The following is an 18,400-nucleotide window of genomic DNA, read 5'->3' as shown; positions in this document are numbered from 1 at the left end:
TCGGCTCTCCGCTCGACGCTCGCGCCCTAGGATCGGGGCATGAGCACGGAGAACCCGCTGAACGACCCCGCCGCCGACCCGTTCGAGGTCGCCCGCGACGCCGCCGCCGTCATCGCCGACCGGTCCGGCATCGAGCGGCACGACATCGCCCTCACCCTCGGGTCCGGGTGGGGCAAGGCCGCCGACATCATCGGCGAGACCGTGTCCGAGATCCCCGCGGCCGAGGTCCCCGGCTTCAGTGCCTCCGCCGTGCCCGGGCACTCCGGCACGGTGCGTTCGATCCGCCTCGAGGACGGCCGTCACGCGCTCGTCATCGGTGCCCGCACCCACTACTACGAGAACCACGGCGTCCGCCGCGTCGTGCACAGCGTCCGCACCGCCGCCGCCACGGGGGCGTCGATCATGGTGCTGACGAACGGCGCCGGTGGCATCAAGGAGACCTGGACGCCCGGCACCCCGGTGCTCATCAGCGACCACATCAACCTCACCGCGGACAGCCCGCTCGAGGGCGCGACGTTCGTCGACCTGACCGACCTGTACTCGTCGCGGCTGCGCGAGGTCGCGAGGTCGATCGACCCGAGCCTCGACGAGGGCGTCTACACGCAGTTCCGCGGCCCCCACTACGAGACCCCGGCCGAGGTCCAGATGGCGAAGACCATCGGCGGGCACATCGTCGGCATGTCGACCGCGCTCGAGGCCATCGCCGCCCGCCAGACCGGGATGGAGGTCCTCGGCTTCTCGCTCATCACGAACCTCGCCGCGGGCATCCAGAAGACGCCGTTGTCGCACACCGAGGTCCTCGAGGCCGGCAAGCAGGCCGAGCCGGTCATCGCCGACCTCCTCGCCCGCGTGGTGGCGGCACTGTGACCCGGCACGACGGCCCCTCCGACGGCGCCATCGCGGACGGTGACCTCGGCGAGGGCGCCGAACCCCTCGACGGTCTGGAGGCGCTCCTCGCCACCGCCAGGTCGTGGTCGTCCCAGGACCCGGACGACGAGACCCGCGCCGAGCTCGACGCGCTCGTCTCGTCCGCCGCGTCCGGGGACGCCGCAGCGGCGGACTCGCTGCGTGAGCGCTTCTCCGGACGCCTGACGTTCGGCACCGCGGGCCTCCGCGCCGAGCTCGGAGCCGGGCCGCAGCGGATGAACCGCGTCGTCGTGACGCAGGCCGCCGCCGGCCTGGCGCGCTTCCTGATCGACACCGGGCGCGACCGGAGCGTCGTGATCGGGTACGACGGCCGCGTGAACTCCGACGTGTTCGCCCGTGACTCCGCCGAGGTGATGCGCGGCCTCGGGCTCGAGGTCACGCTGCTGCCGTCGGCGCTGCCCACACCGGTGCTCGCGTTCGCCGTCCGGCACCTCGGGGTCGGCGCGGGCGTGATGGTCACCGCCAGCCACAACCCGCCGCGGGACAACGGCTACAAGGTGTACCTCGGCGGTGAGGACGACGGTTCGCAGATCGTGCCGCCGGTCGACGGCGAGATCGCCGCGGCGATCGACGTCGTCGCCGCCGGTGACGTGCGCGAGCTCGCCCGGGCGACCGACTACACGGTGGCGGGCGACGCCCTGGTGCAGGCCTACGTCGACGCGACGGCCGCGACGGTGCCGGCCCCGAGCCTCCCGGTCGACGCCCAGCCGACGGTCGTCTACACGGCGATGCACGGTGTCGGGTGGGAGACCGCCCGCGCGGTGTTCGCCGCCGCGGGCTTCGCCGAGCCGGCCGTCGTGCCGGAGCAGATCGAGCCGGACGGGGCGTTCCCGACGGTGTCGTTCCCGAACCCGGAGGAGCCGGGTGCGATGGACCTGGCGATCGCCCGGGGCGTCGCCGTCGGTGCCGACCTGGTCATCGCCAACGACCCCGATGCCGACCGTCTCGCGCTCGCGATCCCGGACGGCTCCGGGTCGTTCCGGCGGCTGTCCGGCAACGAGGTCGGCTGGCTGCTCGGATGGCGCGCGGCCGCCCGCGCCGAGGAGGCCGGCACCGGCGGGACCCTCGCCGCGTCGATCGTCTCCTCGCCGGCGCTCGCCCGCGTCGCCGAGCACCACGGCCTGGCCTACCGGGACACCCTGACCGGCTTCAAGTGGGTGTCGCGCGTCCCCGACCTGGTCTTCGGCTACGAAGAGGCACTCGGCTACCTGGTCGACCCCGCGGTCGTCCGCGACAAGGACGGGATCTCGGCCGCGCTCGCGCTGCTCGACCTCGCCGTGTCGCTCGCCGCCGCGGGGAAGACCATCGCCGACGAGCTCGACGCGTTCGCGGTGCGGTTCGGGGCGTTCGCGTCCGGGCAGGTCGCCACGCGTGTCGACGACCTGTCGCGCATCGGCGAGGTCATGGCGGCCCTGCGCGCTGCTGCGCCGACGACGCTCGGCGGCCGGACGGTGTCGCAGGTGACCGACTACGCCGACGGCGTCGAGGGCTTCCCGCCCTCCGACATCCTGCGCTACGACCTCGACGGCGGTGCGCGGGTCATCGTGCGCCCGAGCGGGACCGAGCCCAAGGTGAAGGTGTACATCGACACCGTGGCGCAGTCGCCGACCGAGGCGCAGGCGCTCGTCGACGCCCTCGCCGCCGACGTTCGCCCGCTGGTGTCGTAGCCCACCGGCGGCGCCGCCACGCGCCGCCGCCGCGCTGTCGAACCACGGATCCGACATCGAACCACGCCCTGCGCCTGGTTCGACGTCGGATCCGTGGTTCGTCACTCGTCGTCGCGGCGCTGTGGAACGGGGGCGTCCTCCACGCCGCGGCCGTCGAGCGCGGTCGGGGAGCCCGAGGATCGGCATCCTGACCAGATGACCGTTCCGAACGTCGTCCGAGAGCACCCGGACCCGGCCGCGGCACGCCGCCAGCGGCGCATGGTCGAGCGTGGGGCGCTGGTCGTGATCGGCTACGGGGCGTTCGCCGTCCAGGCCGAGTGGGACGTGGCGACCGAGTGGGAGCGACACATCGCTCGGACGAGGGCAGCGCACGAGCGAGCACCCGAGACCGTGGTGTCCCACGCATCCGCGGTCGTGCTCCACCGCCTGCCGTGGATCCTGCCCGTGCCCGACCGGGTGACGCTGACCGATCCCCGCCGGACCACGACGCAGCGGACCCGGCACGTCGACAAGGTGCCCGGTGCCGGCCGTCGGGTGCGCACCGCGGTCGTCGACGGACTGGTCGTCACCGACGTCCCCGAGACGGCGATCGACGTCCTCCTACGGTACGACCGTGGCCGTGCGCTGGCGGTCGCGGACGCGGCCGTCCGTCGGGGCGTGGAGCAGTCGGACCTCCAGGAGATGCTCACGCGACGGCTCCCCGTCCGCGCGCACCGCCGCGCTCGACAGGTGCTCGGACTCGCGTCCGGGCTGTCCGAGTCGGCGGGGGAGAGCGTCACGCATCTGGTCATGCACGACGTCGGCTGCCCGCCGCCCGTCCAGCAGCAGGTGTTCAACGACGCTTCGGGTCTGATCGGCCGGGTCGACTTCTGGCTGCCTGACCAGGGCCTCGTCGTCGAGTTCGACGGGCTCGCGAAGTACCGCGATCCCGATCTGCGCGACGGGCGTTCCGCGGACGAGGTCGTCATCGCGGAGAAGCTCCGCGAGGACCGCCTCCGAGCGCTCCCGGAGGTGCGCGGCGTCATCCGCCCGGTCTGGCGTGACGTCGTTCCGGGAGGACGCTTCCCCGCGATGCTGGCCGATGCCGGCGTCCCGGTGCGTCGTGGGCTCCGCGTGACGCCCGAGTGGTGAGCGCGACGAACCACGAAAGCGACGTCGAACCGGGGTTGGGCCGTGGTTCGACGTCGCTTTCGTGGTTCGAAGCGGGGTGGCCCTACGCGAGCTCGAGCAGCACGTGGCCGGACGAGACCGTCTGGCCGACGGGGGCGTTCAGCCCGGTGACGACGCCGTCGCGCGGGGCCTGCACGGGCTGCTCCATCTTCATGGCCTCGAGGACGACGAGCAGGTCGCCCTTCACCACGGTGTCACCCTCGGCGACCGCGGTCTTCACGACCGTGGCCTGCATCGGCGACGTCACGGAGCCGGACGACACCAGACCGCCCTTCACGCCGGACGACCGGCGCTTCGGGGGAGCGGACGGGCCGGCGGGACGACGGCCGGCAGCACCGGCAGCGCCACCGCCGACGATCGACGGCATGGTGACCTCGATGCGCTTGCCCTGGACCTCGACGACGACGCTCTCGCGCGCGACGGGAGCCGGGAGCTCCTCGGGGGACCCGCTCCAGGCGGGGATGTCGTTCTGGAAGTCGGTCTCGATCCACTGCGTGTACACGCTGAACGGCGTCGCGTCGTCCGTGGCGAAGGCCGGGTCGGACACGACGGCGCGGTGGAAGGGCAGCACGGTCGGCAGACCGGTGACCTCGAACTCGGCGAGGGCACGACGGGAGCGCTCGAGCGCCTCCTCGCGCGTGGCGCCGGTGACGATCAGCTTCGCGAGCATCGAGTCGAACGAGCCGGACACGACGTCGCCGGACACGACGCCCGAGTCGACACGGACGCCGGGGCCGGACGGGGCGTTGAACGCGTGGACGGGGCCGGGCGCCGGGAAGAAGTTGCGGCCCGGGTCCTCGCCGTTGATGCGGAACTCGAACGAGTGGCCGCGGGGGGCGGGGTCCTCGTGGTCGAGCGTGCCGCCCTCGGCGATGCGGAACTGCTCACGGACCAGGTCGATCCCGGTGACCTCCTCGGACACGCAGTGCTCGACCTGCAGGCGGGTGTTCACCTCGAGGAACGACACGGTCCCGTCGGCGCCGATGAGGAACTCGCACGTGCCGGCACCGACGTAGCCGACCTCGCGGAGGATCGCCTTCGACGACTCGTACAGCCGCGTCTCCTGCTCGGACGTCAGGTACGGCGCCGGTGCCTCCTCGACGAGCTTCTGGTGCCGGCGCTGCAGCGAGCAGTCACGCGTGGAGACGATGACGACGTTGCCGTGCTCGTCCGCCAGGCACTGCGTCTCGACGTGCCGCGGCTTGTCGAGGTACTTCTCGACGAAGCACTCGCCGCGACCGAAGGCGGCGATGGCCTCGCGGGTCGCCGACTCGAAGAGCTCCTCGACCGACTCGCGGGACCGCACGACCTTCAGCCCTCGCCCGCCACCACCGAAGGCGGCCTTGATCGCGACGGGCAGCCCGACCTGGTCGACGAAGTCGAACACCTCGGACACGTCCTGCACGGGCTCGATGGTGCCGGGGGCCAGCGGCGCGCCGACCTTCTCGGCGACGTGCCGGGCGGAGACCTTGTCCCCGAGACGCTCGATCGACTCCGGCGACGGCCCGATCCACGTGAGCCCGGCGTCGATGACGGCGCGCGCGAAGTCGGCGTTCTCGGCGAGGAACCCGTAGCCCGGGTGCACGGCGTCGGCGCCGGAGCGGCGGGCCACCGAGATGATCTTGTCGATGACGAGGTAGGTGTCGGCGCTCGTGGTGCCGTTCAGCGCGTAGGCCTCGTCCGCCAGGCGGGCGTGGAGCGCGTCACGGTCCTGGTCGGCGTAGACGGCGACCGATGCCTTGCCTGCGTCGCGGGCCGCGCGGATGATGCGGACGGCGATCTCGCCGCGGTTCGCGATGAGGACCTTGCTGATACGGGGCATGGTGAGTCAGCCTATTCGTGCCACGGCAGCCGGAATTGACCGGCACGTACAAAGAACGACGTCGATCGAGTGTGGATGTCTACAGCGACCAGAGGTCGTGCCACGCGACGCCGAACCCGCGGAGCAGCATCGACCGGAGCACGGGCAGCGACAGGCCGACGACGGCCGAGGGTGCTCCGTCGATCCGGGTGATGTACGCGGCCGCCCGGCCGTCGATGGTGAAGGCCCCGGCGACCTCGAGCGGCTCGCCCGTCGCGACGTACGCGTCGATCTCCTGGGGTCCCATGTCGTCGGCGAACGTGAGCACCGCACTGTCGACCGCGACGACGTGGTCGCCGGCGGCGACCAGCGTCGACCCGCCGGGCGCGACGTCCCCCAGGTGGCCGGCAACGCCGAGCGCCCCGCCGCCCGACGGGTCCACCTGTCGGACGGGAGGCACGGTGCCGGCCCGCCCCGCGCCTCCCGTCCGGTCCGTGGTCGAGTCCAGGGCCGCGTCCGCCCCGCGGTCCAGCCGTCGGTCCACGACGCAGTGTCCGCTCCACAGGGTGCCGCCGCCCGCGGCGAGCATCTGCCGCCACCGCTCGCGGGCGACCTCCGGGTCGTGGGGCTTGCCGTAGAGCACACCGTCCACCTCGAACGCGGAGTCGCCGCCGAACACGAAGCCGTCGACGGGGGAGCCGGCGATCCGGGCGTCCGCGACGGCGTCCGCCTTGGCGACCGCGAGCAGCCCGACCAGCTCGGGTCCGGTCAGGTCGCGCACGAGCGCGGCGGACGCGGCGGCCACCGCGGCGTCCTCGTCGACCCCCGGCGCGACGACCACGGGTTCGATGCCGGTCTGCGCGAGGAGCGCACGGCGGGCGGGGGACGTACTCGCGAGGTACAGACGCATGGGAACATCGAACCATGGGTGAATCCGTCGGCACGCTGCTCGAACTCGACGTCACCGGGATCGCCCACGGCGGCATCTCGGTGGCACGGCACGAGGGGCGCGTGGTCTTCGTCTCGGACGCGGTGCCGGGCGAGCGCGTCGTCGCCCGCGTGACCGAGGACCGGAAGAAGTCGTTCTGGCGCGCCGACACCGTGTCCGTCGTGACGCCGAGCGAGCACCGCGTCGACCACGTCTGGCCCGAGGCAGCGCTCGACCGCGACCCGGCCGTGCGCGCCGGCGGTGCCGAGTTCGGCCACATCGCGCTCCCGCACCAGCGCACGCTCAAGCACGACGTCCTGGTCGACGCGTTCTCGCGGTTCGCTCGGACCGACCTGACCGAGGTCCTCGGGCACGACGTCACGGTCGAGTCGGCCCCGGGCGACGACGAGACGAACGGCCTCGGGTGGCGCACGCGTGTCCGTCTGCACGTCGACGAGGACGGCACCGCCGGGCCCTTCGCCGCCCGGTCGCACACGGTCGTGCCGGTGACCTCCCTGCCCCTCGCCGCCCAGCGCGTGCAGGACGCCGCGCCGCTGGCCCGCGGGGCGATGCCGGGGGCCTCGGTCGTCGACGTCCTCGCCCCGAGCGGTGCCGAGGGCGCCCGACTCGTGATCGACGAGCAGAAGCCCACCGCCGTGACCGAGGTCGTGGGGGACCGCTCCTTCACCGTCGACGACACCGGCTTCTGGCAGGTGCACCGGCAGGCGCCGGCCGTGCTCACCGCAGCCGTGCAGGACCTGGTCGACCGGGACCGGCTCGACCCCGAGGGGCAGCACCTCGACCTCTACGGCGGCGTCGGGCTCCTCGCGGCGGCGCTCGGGGACGTCGTCGGTCCGAAGGCCCGGATCACGAGCGTCGAGAGCGCCGCGCGCGCCACCGAGCACGCGCAGGAGAACCTGGCCGAGTGGATCGGTGCCCGTGCCGAGACGGGCCGCGTGGACCGCTGGCTCGCCCGGACCGCGGCGGATGCCTCCCGACCGGAACTGCAGCGCTTCCGCGCCGGCACCGTCGTGCTCGACCCGCCCCGCTCGGGAGCCGGTCGCGAGGTCGTCGTGCAGATCGCGGCCCTGCAGCCGGCGCAGGTCGTCTACGTCGCCTGCGACCCCGTCGCCCTCGCACGCGACGTCGCGACCTTCGCGGACCTCGGCTACCGGCTCGAGGCGCTGCGGGCCTTCGACCTCTTCCCGCACACCCACCACCTGGAGGCCGTCGCGCGGCTCGTGCCGATCGCCTGAGCCGCGCGGGCCCGGCCCGGTGTGCCGCGGTGTGCAGGAACACCGTCGGAGCCGCCGACACGGGTATCCTCAGACGATGATCGCTCCCGGCGACAGGGGCCGGGCGTGCATCGGAACGAGAGGCCACCGTGGCAGCAGACACGAACACCAGCAGCGGAGCGACCGGACTGGCCACCAGGCCCGTCCGTGTCGCCGTCGTCGACGACCACGAGTCCGTGCGGCTCGGCATCCAGGCGGCGTGCCAGAACGAGGGGTTCGAGGTGGTGCTCACCGCCGCGAGCGTGCCCGAGTACGTCGCGAACCTCGGCGGGCGTGAGGTCGACGTCGTCGTGCTCGACCTGTCGCTCGGCGACGGCTCGACCGTGACCGCGAACGTCAAGGGCGTGCAGGGGACCGGATCGGCGGTCCTCGTGCACTCCATCGCCGACCGGGTCGCCAGCGTGCGCGAGGCCCTGGCCGCAGGGGCGGCCGGCGTCATCCCGAAGTCCTCGGCGACGAAGACGGTGATGGCCGCCGTCGCCACCGTCGCCCGCGGGGACGTCCTCAACAACCTCGAGTGGGCGAGCGCGATCGACGCCGACCGCGACTTCGCGAAGGCGCAGCTCGGACGGCGTGAGCGCGAGATCCTGCACCTCTACGCGTCCGGCCTGCCGCTCAAGCTCGCCGCGCAGCAGCTCGGCATCGGCTACTCGACGGCCCGGGAGTACCTCGACCGCATCCGCGTGAAGTACGTGGAGGTCGGACGTCCGGCGCCGACGAAGGTCGACCTGCTCCGTCGTGCCGTCGAGGACGGGATCCTCCCGGGCCTCGACTCGGGCATCGACCCCGACACCGACGGCCGCTGACGACCGTGGCCACCACGGCCGAGCCGGCGAGGTCCCGGCGCACCGACCGGACCGCACCGGCCGACACCGCCACCCGCGCCGCCGCAGCGCCGTCCGTCGACGTCGGTCCCGGCGCGGCGACCGGGGCGTCGTCGACCTCGGCACCGTTCGGGGCCGACCCGACGCGTGGGGTGCGGTCCGCCATCACCCAGGCGTCGGTCGAGCGGCTGTTCTCGGTGCTCCTCGCACTCACCGCCATCGGGTTCGGCGCGTTGTACGCGCCGAACGTCGTCGGGCAGTTCCCGAACCTCGACCAGGTCTGGGGTCCGGTGTCGGCGGCGGCACTCGGTGCCTCGTTCCTGTTCGTCGGGGCGACGGCGTTCGTGCAGCGGTTGGCGCAGGTCGCCCAGATCAGCTGTGCCCTGCTGTTCCTCGTGGTGCTCGTCACGTGGCCGCTCACCGTGCACCAGGCGATCCCCGCAGACCAGGTCCCGTGGCCGTGGTGGTTCTGCACGGTCGGCTCGACCGCGGCCGCGCTCGGCTTCGCGCCCTGGCGCGCCACGGTCTACACCGCGCTCGTGCCCGCCGTCTACGTGGCGATCCGCCTGACGCCGCTCGGGGGCGAAGCGGGACTGCCCGCCGTGCTCCAGGGCGTCTTCACCGCGTTCCTCAGCGGCGCGGTGCTCGTCATCGCCGTGCTGCTGCGTCGCGCGGCGGCCGCGGTGGACACGGCGCAGGCGACGGCGGTCCGGCGGTACTCGGCGGCCATCCGCGAGCACGCGACCGAGGTCGAGCGCGTGCAGGTGGACGCGATCGTGCACGACAGCGTGCTCACGACCCTGCTCTCCGCTGCGCGGGCGGACACACCCGAGGCCCGGGCGCTCGCGGCGCGGATGGCCCGGAACGCGATCGACCACCTCGCCGCCGCCGCCACCGACCAGCCCGGCGAGGCCCCGCCGGTCCCGGTCCACGAACTGCGGGACCGGATCGCCGAGGCCGTCGACGGGCTCGCCGCACCGGTCCGGCTGATCGACGGGCACGACGGTGGGCTGCGTGTGCCGGCCATCGTCGCGGAGGCCCTCGCCGCCGCGGCGGTCCAGGCCTCGGTGAACAGCGTGCAGCACGCCGGGGGACCGCAGGTCGACCGCTGGGTGAGCGTCGACCAGCGCGGCAGCGCGGTGCGCGTCGAGGTCGGTGACGACGGCGCTGGCTTCGACCTGGGCGCCGTCCCGGCAGCCCGGCTCGGCGTCCGGCGGTCGATCGTCGAGCGTGTGCAGGCCGTCGGCGGCACCGCCGTGGTCGCGAGCAACCCCGGCGCGGGGACGCGCATCCGGCTCGAGTGGACCCCGGAGGTGCCGGCGTGAGGGTGTCGCTGCCCGCGCGGGTCGCGATCGGGCTCGCCGCGCTGTTCTCGGTGTACCAGCTCGTGCTCGGCTTCGCCTCGTTCACGACGGTGACCGACGTCTCGCCCGTCGTGGCGTGCATGGCCCTCTACGCCGTGGCGAGCGCCGTCGTCCTCTTCGCCCCGGGGCGGGCGCTGCCGGTCTGGGCGGCGTGCTTCGCGCTCGCCACGGCGCTGGTGCTGCCGGTGATCGCCGCCCCCGTCGCCGACCTCGCGCACAAGAACGACTCGACGACCTGGTGGGTCGCCGCCGTCGGCACGCTCATGGTCGTGCTCGTCGTGCGGGGCCGCCGCGCGTTCGCGTGGGTGGGCGTGGCCTTCCTGACGCTCTACGTCGTGCTCTGGGCGGGGCCGGGGGCGTTCGCCGACCTCGGGGTCGCCGGCAGCGTCGCGTGGGTGGCGATCGCGACGTGGTTCGCCGTCGCGATGAGCCGGGCGACCACGGCGACCACCGAGTTCCTCCGCGCCGAGCAGGAGACCGCCGACTGGCAGGCCGCGCAGGACGCCCACGTGTTCGAACGGCAGCTCCGATTGAGCCAGACGACCCGGATGGCGCTGCCGATGCTGCAGCAGGTCATCGCGCAGGGTGGCGACCTGACGGAGGCGGAGCGCGCGGAGAGCCTGCACCTCGAGCAGGCGATCCGCGACGAGATCCGCGGGCGCTCGCTGCTCTCCGACGACGTCCGCGACGAGGTCATGCGCCTCCGACGACGGGGTGCCACCGTGCAGCTGCACGACGACGGCGGCCTCGACGAGCTCGAGGTGGAGGACCTGCGGCGCGTGCACGCCGAGATCGCCGAGGCGTTGCGTCGGGCCCGCGGGGCGGACAACGTGATCGTGCGGACCGTCGCCGAGGGCGCGGACGCGGCGGTCACCGTCGTGGGGCTGCGGCTCGACACGGCGGCGAGCGAGTCGGCGGCCCTCGGAGCGGGGCTGGACGACGAGGACGGGGACGAGGACGACTCCGTCGTGCTCTGGCTCGAGATCCCGCGGCACGCGACCGTCTGACCGGCGGCCGCCGCACTGCAGGCTTCGGCGGCGTGACGGGCGACTGCGGTGTGACGGGCGACTGCGGCGTGACGGGCGACTGCGGCGCGGAGTGCGGCCGGCAGGCCCGAGCTGTGGGGAGCGAGACCGGATCGAGGATGGTGCCGGAAACGGGGAACGGGCCGGTTCCGAGGAACCGGCCCGTTCACGACCCGAGCCTGAGCGACAACCCGAATACCGCCCTGGCTCGTAGCTGGTCGATGGCGTCGTACCCTAGTCGGCCACCGACCGATGATGTTCTTCGTTGAAGGACACCGAACACGAACTACTATGCCCGGTCCGCACGGGCGTGTCAGTCGTCATTTCGGGGGACAAATCAGCCCGTTCCGGTGCCGTGCCCCGCGCGTTGTCCCCCGATCAGGGGGAGACGGACCGGGAAGTGCACGCTGCAACCCGTCGATCCGGTCGCGAGCGGCGCTCGGCCACGGGGTACATCGTCGCCCGGTTCCCCCGGACGCGCAAGACCCCCGCCGGTGAACGGCGGGGGTCGGGTGCGCGGCTGGTGCGGCCGGGGCGTCAGCGGATCGAGCGGCTCCAGGCGTCGTGCCCGTGCTCGAGCGGGCGGCGCAGGCCGCGCGCCGAGGCGTCCCAGCCGGCGCGGGGCGACACGGTCACCTCGGCACGCCCGGCGGCGGCGACCTCGTCTGCCCGGCGCTGCAGCACGGCGACGACGGCGGCGAGTTCCTCGGGGCTCGGGTCCCCGGCGACGACGGTCACGTCGGCCCCCGTCCCCACGAGAGCGTCGGCCGGCACGAGAGCGTCGGTCGGCACCGGAGCGTCGGCGGGCACGGCCGCGGCGTGGCGGCCCATCAGGCGTCGCCTCCGGGGCCCTCGGTGCACTGCACGGCCGTCACAGCGGGATGTTCCCGTGCTTCTTCGGCGGCAGCGCGGCACGCTTGCCCCGCAGTGCCCGGAGCGCCTTGATGACCGCGACGCGCGTCGCGTGCGGCTGGATGATCCCGTCGAGCTCACCGCGCTCGGCCGCCAGGTACGGCGACGCGACGTTGTAGGTGTACTCGTTCGCCAGCCGCGCCCGGACGGCGGCGACGTCCTCGCCGGCCTCCTCGGCGCGCTTGATCTCGGCGCGGTACAGGATGTTGACGGCGCCCTGCCCGCCCATGACCGCGATCTCCGCCGTGGGCCAGGCCAGGTTGATGTCGGCCCCGAGCTGCTTCGACCCCATCACGATGTACGCCCCGCCGTACGCCTTGCGGGTGATCACCGTGACGAGCGGCACCGTCGCCTCGGCGTAGGCGTAGAGGAGCTTCGCCCCGCGGCGGATGACACCCGTCCACTCCTGGTCGGTGCCGGGCAGGTAGCCGGGCACGTCGACGAGGGTGAGGATCGGGATGCCGAACGCGTCGCAGAACCGGACGAAGCGGGCTGCCTTCTCGCCGGCGTCGATGTTCAGCGTGCCGGCCATGGCCTGCGGCTGGTTGGCGATGATGCCGACCGTACGGCCCTCGACCCGACCGAAGCCGACCATGATGTTCGGCGCGAAGAGCGGCTGGACCTCGAGGAACTCGCCGTCGTCCACGACGTGCTCGATGATCGTCGTGACGTCGTACGGCTGGTTCGTCGAGTCCGGGATGACGGTGTCGAGCTCGTGGTCGGCGTCGGTGGTCTCGAGCTCGGGCGCGACGTCGTAGGCGGGTGCGTCGGACAGGTTGTTGTCCGGCAGGAAGCCGACGAGCGAACGGGCGTAGTCGAGCGCGTCGGACTCGTCCTCGGCCAGGTAGTGCGCGACCCCGGAGACGGCGTTGTGCGTCTGTGCACCGCCGAGCTCCTCGAAGCCGACGTCCTCGCCGGTCACGGTCTTGATGACGTCCGGTCCGGTGACGAACATGTGGCTCGTCTTGTCGACCATGATCACGAAGTCGGTCAGGGCGGGGGAGTAGACCGCGCCGCCGGCGGCCGGGCCCATGACGATCGAGATCTGCGGGATGACACCGGAGGCCTGCGTGTTGAGGCGGAAGATCTCGCCGTACTTGCCGAGGGCGACGACGCCCTCCTGGATACGGGCGCCACCGGAGTCGAGGATGCCGATGATCGGCACCCCGGTCTTCAGTGCGTGCTGCATCACCTTGACGATCTTCTCGCCGGCGACCTCGCCCAGGGACCCACCGAAGACGGTGAAGTCCTGCGCGTAGACCGCGACGTTGCGGCCGTGGATCGTGCCGACGCCGGTGACGACCGCGTCGCCGTAGGGCCGCTTGGCGTCCATGCCGAACGACGTCGTGCGGTGGCGGACGAACTCGTCGAACTCGACGAACGAGTTCTCGTCGAGGAGCTGCTCGATGCGCTCGCGGGCGGTGCCCTTGCCCTTCGCGTGCTGCTTCGCGATGGCGGCCTCGCCCGCGGCGGTCACGGCCTCGTGGTACCGGTCGCGCAGGTCCGCGAGGCGACCGGCCGTGGTCGAGAGGTCGGGGGTGTCTCCTGTGGTCACCCGCTCACCCTACCGGCGGGCACGGACGGCCCCGGTTGGAGGACCCCCACGGTTCCTGCCCGTACATTTGCGTGCATGTCCACACCGGAGCAGGCCGACCTGCCGCGATCCCGTGCCGTCGTCGAGGCCGCGGGCGGGCGGTTCGACCGCCGCGACCGGACCGGTTCGACGAACGCCGACCTGCTCGCCGTCGCGCCGGACCGGCCGCACGGCAGCGTCGTGGTGACCCTCGACCAGACCGCGGGTCGCGGGCGTCTCGACCGCACCTGGAGCGCCCCGGCCGGGCAGGCGCTCGCCGCGAGCGTCCTCGTCCGCGCCGACCTCGACGACCGCGACCGCGGCTGGCTGCCGCTCGTCGCCGGACTCGCGATGCGCGACGCGGTGACCGCGGTGCTGCCGGACACGACCGGGCCGGACCGCGCCTCCCGTCCGACCGACGACGCAGCAGGCGGCACGACGGAGCCGCGCGTGCTGGTGAAGTGGCCGAACGACGTCCTCGTCGACGGCCGCAAGGTCTCCGGCATCCTCTGCCAGGTCGCGTCGGACGGCAGCGTCGTCGTCGGGGTCGGCGTCAACCTGACCATCCCCGCCGACCGCCTGCCGACGCCGACGTCCACGTCGCTCACGGTCGCGGGCGCCGTCGACGACGCACCCGCCCTGGCGGACGCGGTGCTGTCCGCCGCCACGTCGGCCGTCCTGGAGGCGGTGGCCGCCCTGGTCGCGGGCGGTCACGCCGCGCAGACGGTGCGGTCCCGCGTCCGGGCCGCCTGCGGCACGATCGGTCGCCGCGTCCGCCTGGAGCTGCCCGACGGCACGGTGGAGGAGGTCGACGCCACCGGCATCGACGACGACGGCCGCATCACGATCCGGGATCGGGACGGCCGGTCCAGGGGCGTCGCGGTGGGGGACCTCACCCACCTGCGGTATGCATGACGGCATGACCGCCGAGACGCCGCCCGAACGCGTCGTCGCGCGACTCCGGCCCCACGCCCGCCGGCTGGTCCGCCCGGCCGTCTTCGTCGTGCTCGTGGCACTCGCCGGGGGCTTCGGCTTCGGCGTCTTCCGGGCGCAGCTCGCCTGGCTCAACGTCGTCGTCGCCGGTCTGACCGTGCTGCTCGTGGTGGTCGGGGGACTCGTCCCGCTGCTGCGGTGGATGTCCGAGCGGTACGTCGTCACGACCCGGCGGCTCGTCGTGTCGCACGGTCTCGGTACCCGCACCCGCCGCGAGCTCCTGCACTCCCGCGGGTACGACGTGACGGTCCGGCGGCAGGGCATGCAGGGGGTGTGGCGATCGGGCGACGTGCTCGTGTTCCCCGGCGACGAACCGCCGCTCGTGCTCGCCGACGTGCCGCACGCCGACCTCGTGGTCGCGGTGCTGCACGACCTCGTCGAGGCGTACGAGGCCCGCCGACGCCACCGCGAACCCGACTGGGACGAGATCGTCGGCGGTCCCGCGCGACCGCCGTGGGGCGACGACCGACGCTGACGTCCTCGACCGAGGATTGGGTTCGTCCCCCGCGAGCCGGTAGCGTCGTGCCGTGCGTATCTCCGTCATCGGCTGCGGGTACCTCGGTGCCGTGCACGCCGCTTCCATGGCCAAGCTCGGGCACGAGGTCGTCGCGGTCGACGTCGACCCCGCCAAGATCGAGCGTCTCGCGTCGGGCGACGCTCCGTTCTTCGAACCGGGGCTGCCCGAGATCCTGACCGAGGCGCTCGCCTCCGGGCGCATCCGCTTCACCACGGACATGGCCGAGGTCGCCGGGTCCACGGTGCACTTCCTGGCCGTCGGGACCCCGCAGGGGCCGACCGGTGCCGCGGACCTCACGTACGTGGACTCCGCCGTCGCCGCCCTGACGCCGCACCTGTCCGCCGGTGAGTTCGTCGTCGGCAAGTCCACGGTGCCGGTGGGCACCGCCGCCCGGCTCGCCGCCGAGGTCGAGCAGGCCGTGCCGGGAGCGACGCTCGTCTGGAACCCCGAGTTCCTCCGCGAGGGCTTCGCGGTGCAGGACACCATCTCGCCCGACCGGTTCGTCTACGGCGTGCCCGAGGGCGAGGCCGGCGAACGGGCCGTCGCCGCGCTCGACGAGGTCTACGCGCAGGCGCTCGCCGCGGGCACGCCCCGGCTCGTCGTGAACCTGCCCACCGCCGAGCTCGTGAAGATCAGCGCGAACGCGTTCCTCGCCACGAAGATCTCGTTCATCAACGCGATGGCCGAGATCGCCGAGGTCGCCGGGGCGGACGTCACGGCGCTCGCCGACGCCATCGGGCACGACGACCGCATCGGTCGCAAGTTCCTCAACGCCGGCCTCGGGTTCGGCGGCGGCTGCCTGCCGAAGGACATCCGTGCCTTCCAGGCCCGCGCCGACGAACTGGGCGTGGGCGAGTCCCTCGCGTTCCTGGCCGACGTCGACGCCACGAACCTCCGTCGTCGCGCGCACGTGGTGGACCTGGCGACCGAGCTGCTCGGCGGCTCGGCCTCGGGCAAGCGCGTGGCCGTGCTCGGCCTGGCGTTCAAGCCCAACTCCGACGACGTCCGCGACTCCCCGGCGCTCGACATCGCGGCGCGACTGCACGAGCTCGGCGCATCTGTCGCCGCGTACGACCCCGAGGCGGTCGGCACGGCGCGGCGGCTGCACCCGGAGCTCGACTACGCGGAGTCGGCCACCGCGGCGCTGACCGGGGCGGACCTCGTGCTGGTGCTCACCGAGTGGACGGCGTTCCGCGAGCTCGACCCGACCGAGGCGGCATCGCTCGTGGCGGTCCCGGTCGTCGTCGACGGGCGCAACTGCCTCGAGCGCGATGCCTGGACGGCCGCCGGCTTCACCTACCGCGGCATGGGGCGCTGACCCCACCGCCGCTCACGACGAAGGCCGCTCCCCGTCGGGGAGCGGCCTTCGTCGTCCGGCCCTGGTGCCGGGGCTCGGGGCCGGGGGTCTGCTGGTCGACAGCGGCAGCGGCAGCGGCAGCGGCAGCGGCGCCGTCAGCGTCCGGCGAGATCGCCGTCGACCGAGCGGACGGCCGCCGGGCGGGAGCCCGTCGTCGAGGTGCCGGTCGTGGGGGTTCCGGCCGTCGGGCCGTCCGTCGTCTCGTCCGCGGTGCGGCGACCGCCGCGCTCGGGGTGGTACACCCACGTCTTGTACAGCCAGAACCGGAACGCCGTGCCGAGGCCCAGGCCGATCACGTTGCCGGACACGTTGTCCGCGAGGGCGGAGGTGAAGCCGAGCACGTAGTGCGACACGGCGAGGCAGCCGAGCGAGATGACCATGCCGCCGAGCGAGACGATGACGAACTCCACGCCCTCGCGCGCGGCCACGGCACGGCGCTGGTCGCGGAAGGTCCAGTACCGGTTGCCGATCCAGTTCACGAGGATGGCGACGACCGTCGAGACCACCTTCGCCCAGAACGGCCCGGAGTGGACCTCGTCCGGGTTGAGCACGGTGGCCCGCAGCAGGTTGAAGACCGTGAAGTCGACCACGAACCCGACAGCGCCGACCACGCCGAAGCGGGCCAGCTGGGCAATGAGTCGCCGCACGGTGTCTCCAGGATCCGTAGAGTTGTCGCTGACCGTGCCGGGCACGGACCGCCGTCAGCCCGCAGGGGTGCCGGCAACGGAGATCGATTCTAGACAGTGCGTTCCCCGGGGACGGTGTGAACGACGGAGGGAACACACAGCATGGCGTTGCGCGTCGGGGTCATCGGTGGCGGACAGCTGGCACGCATGATGGTGCCGGCCGCACTGGAGCTCGGGATCGACATCCGGGTGCTGGCCGAGGGGCCGGGCATGTCGGCGGCGCTCGCCGCCACGGCCGAGGGCGACTACCACGACCTCGACACCGTGCTCGCGTTCGCGCGGGACGTCGACGTCGTGACCTTCGACCACGAGCACGTGCCGCAGGACGTCCTCCGTGCGCTCGTCGACGCCGGTGTCGCCGTGCGGCCCGGACCCGAGGCGCTCGCGGTCGCCCAGGACAAGATCACCATGCGCGAGCGGCTCAGCGCACTCGGCGTCCCCGTGCCCGACTGGGCGGCGGTCCGCGACGCCGCGGCGCTGCAGGCCTTCCTCGACGACCACGGCGGCCGTGCGGTCGTGAAGACCGCGCGCGGCGGCTACGACGGCAAGGGCGTGCGGGTCGTGACGGACCCGGCCGACGTCGTCGACTGGTTCGCTGCGGTCGACGAGGCGGCGGGCGACCAGGCGCTCCTCGTCGAGGAGCTCGTGCCCTTCCGACGCGAACTCGCACAGTCGGTCGCGCGCCGACCCTCCGGCGAGGTCGTCGCCTGGCCGCTGGTCGAGACCGTGCAGCGCGACGGTGTCTGCGCCGAGGTGTTCGCACCCGCGCCGGACAGTGCCGGGCGGCTCGCGGACGCGGCCGAGGACCTCGCGGTCCGCGTCGCCGAGGCCCTCGGGGTGACCGGTGTGCTGGCCGTCGAGCTGTTCGAGACCGACGACGAGCGGATCCTCGTCAACGAGCTCGCGATGCGACCGCACAACACCGGGCACTGGACGATCGACGGTGCGACGACGAGCCAGTTCGAGCAGCACCTGCGTGCCGTGCTCGACCTGCCGCTCGGGTCGACCGGCGTGCACGCGCCCGCCGCGGTCATGGTCAACGTGCTCGGCGGCCCGGCCGACGGCGACCTGGCCGCACGCTACCCCGCGGCGCTCGCGGCGTTCCCCGAGGCGAAGTACCACTTCTACGGCAAGGCGCCGCGGCCGGGACGGAAGATCGGGCACGTCACGGTGACCGGCGACGACCTCGACGACGTCACCTACCGGGCACGGTCGGCAGCGGCGCACTTCGACGACTGACCCCCACGACCGCACGGGCGGGCGTCCGCAGGACGGCGGACACCCGCTCGGGTGGCACCCTGACTGGTGCCTGACGCCGGCCCCGGTGCCGTGCTCCCATGGTCTGGTCAGTCAGGAGACCA

At 73.4% G+C, this 18,400-nt stretch carries 16 protein-coding genes; 11 read left to right on the top strand and 5 right to left on the bottom strand.

Annotated elements, in window-relative coordinates; genetic code table 11:
• Nucleotides 1-39 precede the first annotated feature (39 nt).
• From AB0N84_RS04045 to AB0N84_RS04035, 3 genes are all read left to right on the top strand, one after another.
• Nucleotides 40-867, top strand: a complete 828-nt coding sequence (locus tag AB0N84_RS04045) for a purine-nucleoside phosphorylase (RefSeq protein WP_363543912.1) — start codon at nt 40-42, stop codon at nt 865-867.
• 74 nt (nt 868-941) lie between these two features.
• Complete coding sequence (locus AB0N84_RS04040; protein WP_363544169.1) at nt 942-2,594, top strand: phospho-sugar mutase; 1,653 nt, start codon at nt 942-944, stop codon at nt 2,592-2,594.
• Nucleotides 2,595-2,789: 195 nt separating this feature from the next.
• Nucleotides 2,790-3,725: a hypothetical protein gene (locus AB0N84_RS04035; protein WP_363543909.1), complete on the top strand. Its 936-nt coding sequence runs from the start codon at nt 2,790-2,792 to the stop codon at nt 3,723-3,725.
• Nucleotides 3,726-3,807: 82 nt separating this feature from the next.
• Here AB0N84_RS04035 and AB0N84_RS04030 read toward each other — a convergent pair whose 3' ends face one another.
• Together AB0N84_RS04030 and AB0N84_RS04025 are read right to left on the bottom strand one after the other, a co-directional pair.
• Nucleotides 3,808-5,586 (bottom strand): biotin carboxylase N-terminal domain-containing protein, encoded by a 1,779-nt coding sequence (locus tag AB0N84_RS04030; RefSeq protein WP_289457485.1) that lies wholly within the window; start codon nt 5,584-5,586, stop codon nt 3,808-3,810.
• Between the two features lie 79 nt (nt 5,587-5,665).
• Nucleotides 5,666-6,475 (bottom strand): Maf family protein, encoded by an 810-nt coding sequence (locus AB0N84_RS04025; protein WP_363543906.1) that lies wholly within the window; start codon nt 6,473-6,475, stop codon nt 5,666-5,668.
• Between the two features lie 14 nt (nt 6,476-6,489).
• Here AB0N84_RS04025 and AB0N84_RS04020 point away from each other — a divergent pair, with 14 nt between their 5' ends.
• The 4 genes from AB0N84_RS04020 (at nt 6,490) to AB0N84_RS04005 (ending at nt 10,983) form a co-directional block, all read left to right on the top strand.
• The gene (locus tag AB0N84_RS04020; RefSeq protein WP_363543903.1) at nt 6,490-7,749 is read left to right on the top strand and encodes a TRAM domain-containing protein; all 1,260 of its coding nucleotides are present in this window, start codon (nt 6,490-6,492) and stop codon (nt 7,747-7,749) included.
• A 128-nt stretch (nt 7,750-7,877) separates the two neighbouring features.
• Nucleotides 7,878-8,594 carry a response regulator transcription factor gene (locus AB0N84_RS04015; RefSeq protein ID WP_069712231.1) on the top strand — a complete coding sequence of 239 codons (717 nt, stop codon included), beginning with the start codon at nt 7,878-7,880 and terminating at the stop codon, nt 8,592-8,594.
• Between the two features lie 5 nt (nt 8,595-8,599).
• Complete coding sequence (locus tag AB0N84_RS04010) at nt 8,600-9,937, top strand: ATP-binding protein (RefSeq protein ID WP_363543899.1); 1,338 nt, start codon at nt 8,600-8,602, stop codon at nt 9,935-9,937.
• The gene (locus AB0N84_RS04005; RefSeq protein WP_259346140.1) at nt 9,934-10,983 is read left to right on the top strand and encodes a hypothetical protein; all 1,050 of its coding nucleotides are present in this window, start codon (nt 9,934-9,936) and stop codon (nt 10,981-10,983) included. The genes AB0N84_RS04010 and AB0N84_RS04005 overlap by 4 nt, the downstream gene beginning before the upstream one ends.
• Nucleotides 10,984-11,538: 555 nt before the next feature.
• Here the strand turns inward: AB0N84_RS04005 and AB0N84_RS04000 are convergent.
• A complete protein-coding gene (locus AB0N84_RS04000; protein ID WP_289457488.1) occupies nt 11,539-11,832 on the bottom strand; it encodes an acyl-CoA carboxylase subunit epsilon in 294 nt (97 codons plus the stop codon).
• A gap of 40 nt (nt 11,833-11,872) precedes the next feature.
• Entirely contained in the window at nt 11,873-13,468 is a 1,596-nt protein-coding gene (locus tag AB0N84_RS03995; protein WP_069712232.1) for an acyl-CoA carboxylase subunit beta, read from the bottom strand.
• A 75-nt stretch (nt 13,469-13,543) separates the two neighbouring features.
• On the opposite strand from AB0N84_RS03995, the gene AB0N84_RS03990 reads away from it, so the two are divergent.
• Genes AB0N84_RS03990 through AB0N84_RS03980 form a run of 3 tightly spaced genes read left to right on the top strand, consistent with a single transcriptional unit; the run spans nt 13,544 to nt 16,314 of the window.
• A complete protein-coding gene (locus AB0N84_RS03990) occupies nt 13,544-14,401 on the top strand; it encodes a biotin--[acetyl-CoA-carboxylase] ligase (RefSeq protein WP_363543896.1) in 858 nt (285 codons plus the stop codon).
• Nucleotides 14,402-14,405: 4 nt separating this feature from the next.
• Complete coding sequence (locus tag AB0N84_RS03985; RefSeq protein WP_363543893.1) at nt 14,406-14,954, top strand: PH domain-containing protein; 549 nt, start codon at nt 14,406-14,408, stop codon at nt 14,952-14,954.
• 52 nt (nt 14,955-15,006) lie between these two features.
• Nucleotides 15,007-16,314 (top strand): UDP-glucose/GDP-mannose dehydrogenase family protein, encoded by a 1,308-nt coding sequence (locus AB0N84_RS03980; RefSeq protein ID WP_363543890.1) that lies wholly within the window; start codon nt 15,007-15,009, stop codon nt 16,312-16,314.
• A gap of 134 nt (nt 16,315-16,448) precedes the next feature.
• On the opposite strand, the gene AB0N84_RS03975 is transcribed toward AB0N84_RS03980, so the two are convergent.
• Nucleotides 16,449-17,000 (bottom strand): GtrA family protein, encoded by a 552-nt coding sequence (locus AB0N84_RS03975; RefSeq protein WP_363543887.1) that lies wholly within the window; start codon nt 16,998-17,000, stop codon nt 16,449-16,451.
• A 141-nt stretch (nt 17,001-17,141) separates the two neighbouring features.
• Here AB0N84_RS03975 and AB0N84_RS03970 point away from each other — a divergent pair, with 141 nt between their 5' ends.
• Nucleotides 17,142-18,278: a 5-(carboxyamino)imidazole ribonucleotide synthase gene (locus tag AB0N84_RS03970; protein WP_363543885.1), complete on the top strand. Its 1,137-nt coding sequence runs from the start codon at nt 17,142-17,144 to the stop codon at nt 18,276-18,278.
• Nucleotides 18,279-18,400 lie beyond the last annotated feature (122 nt).

It is taken from the genome of Curtobacterium sp. NPDC089185, assembly GCF_040685235.1.
Lineage (GTDB): Bacteria > Actinomycetota > Actinomycetes > Actinomycetales > Microbacteriaceae > Curtobacterium > Curtobacterium citri.
This window is presented reverse-complemented; position numbering and strand designations above follow the sequence as displayed.

What these genes read in the sequence shown, in the direction of transcription:
- AB0N84_RS04045 (WP_363543912.1), top strand. Translation starts at nt 40, where the DNA reads ATGAGCACGGAGAACCCGCTGAACGACCCCGCCGCCGACCCGTTCGAG.
- AB0N84_RS04035 (WP_363543909.1), top strand. Translation starts at nt 2,790, where the DNA reads ATGACCGTTCCGAACGTCGTCCGAGAGCACCCGGACCCGGCCGCGGCA.
- AB0N84_RS04030 (WP_289457485.1), bottom strand. Translation starts at nt 5,586, where the DNA reads ATGCCCCGTATCAGCAAGGTCCTCATCGCGAACCGCGGCGAGATCGCC.
- AB0N84_RS04025 (WP_363543906.1), bottom strand. Translation starts at nt 6,475, where the DNA reads ATGCGTCTGTACCTCGCGAGTACGTCCCCCGCCCGCCGTGCGCTCCTC.
- AB0N84_RS04020 (WP_363543903.1), top strand. Translation starts at nt 6,490, where the DNA reads ATGGGTGAATCCGTCGGCACGCTGCTCGAACTCGACGTCACCGGGATC.
- AB0N84_RS04000 (WP_289457488.1), bottom strand. Translation starts at nt 11,832, where the DNA reads ATGGGCCGCCACGCCGCGGCCGTGCCCGCCGACGCTCCGGTGCCGACC.
- AB0N84_RS03990 (WP_363543896.1), top strand. Translation starts at nt 13,544, where the DNA reads ATGTCCACACCGGAGCAGGCCGACCTGCCGCGATCCCGTGCCGTCGTC.
- AB0N84_RS03985 (WP_363543893.1), top strand. Translation starts at nt 14,406, where the DNA reads ATGACCGCCGAGACGCCGCCCGAACGCGTCGTCGCGCGACTCCGGCCC.
- AB0N84_RS03970 (WP_363543885.1), top strand. Translation starts at nt 17,142, where the DNA reads ATGGCGTTGCGCGTCGGGGTCATCGGTGGCGGACAGCTGGCACGCATG.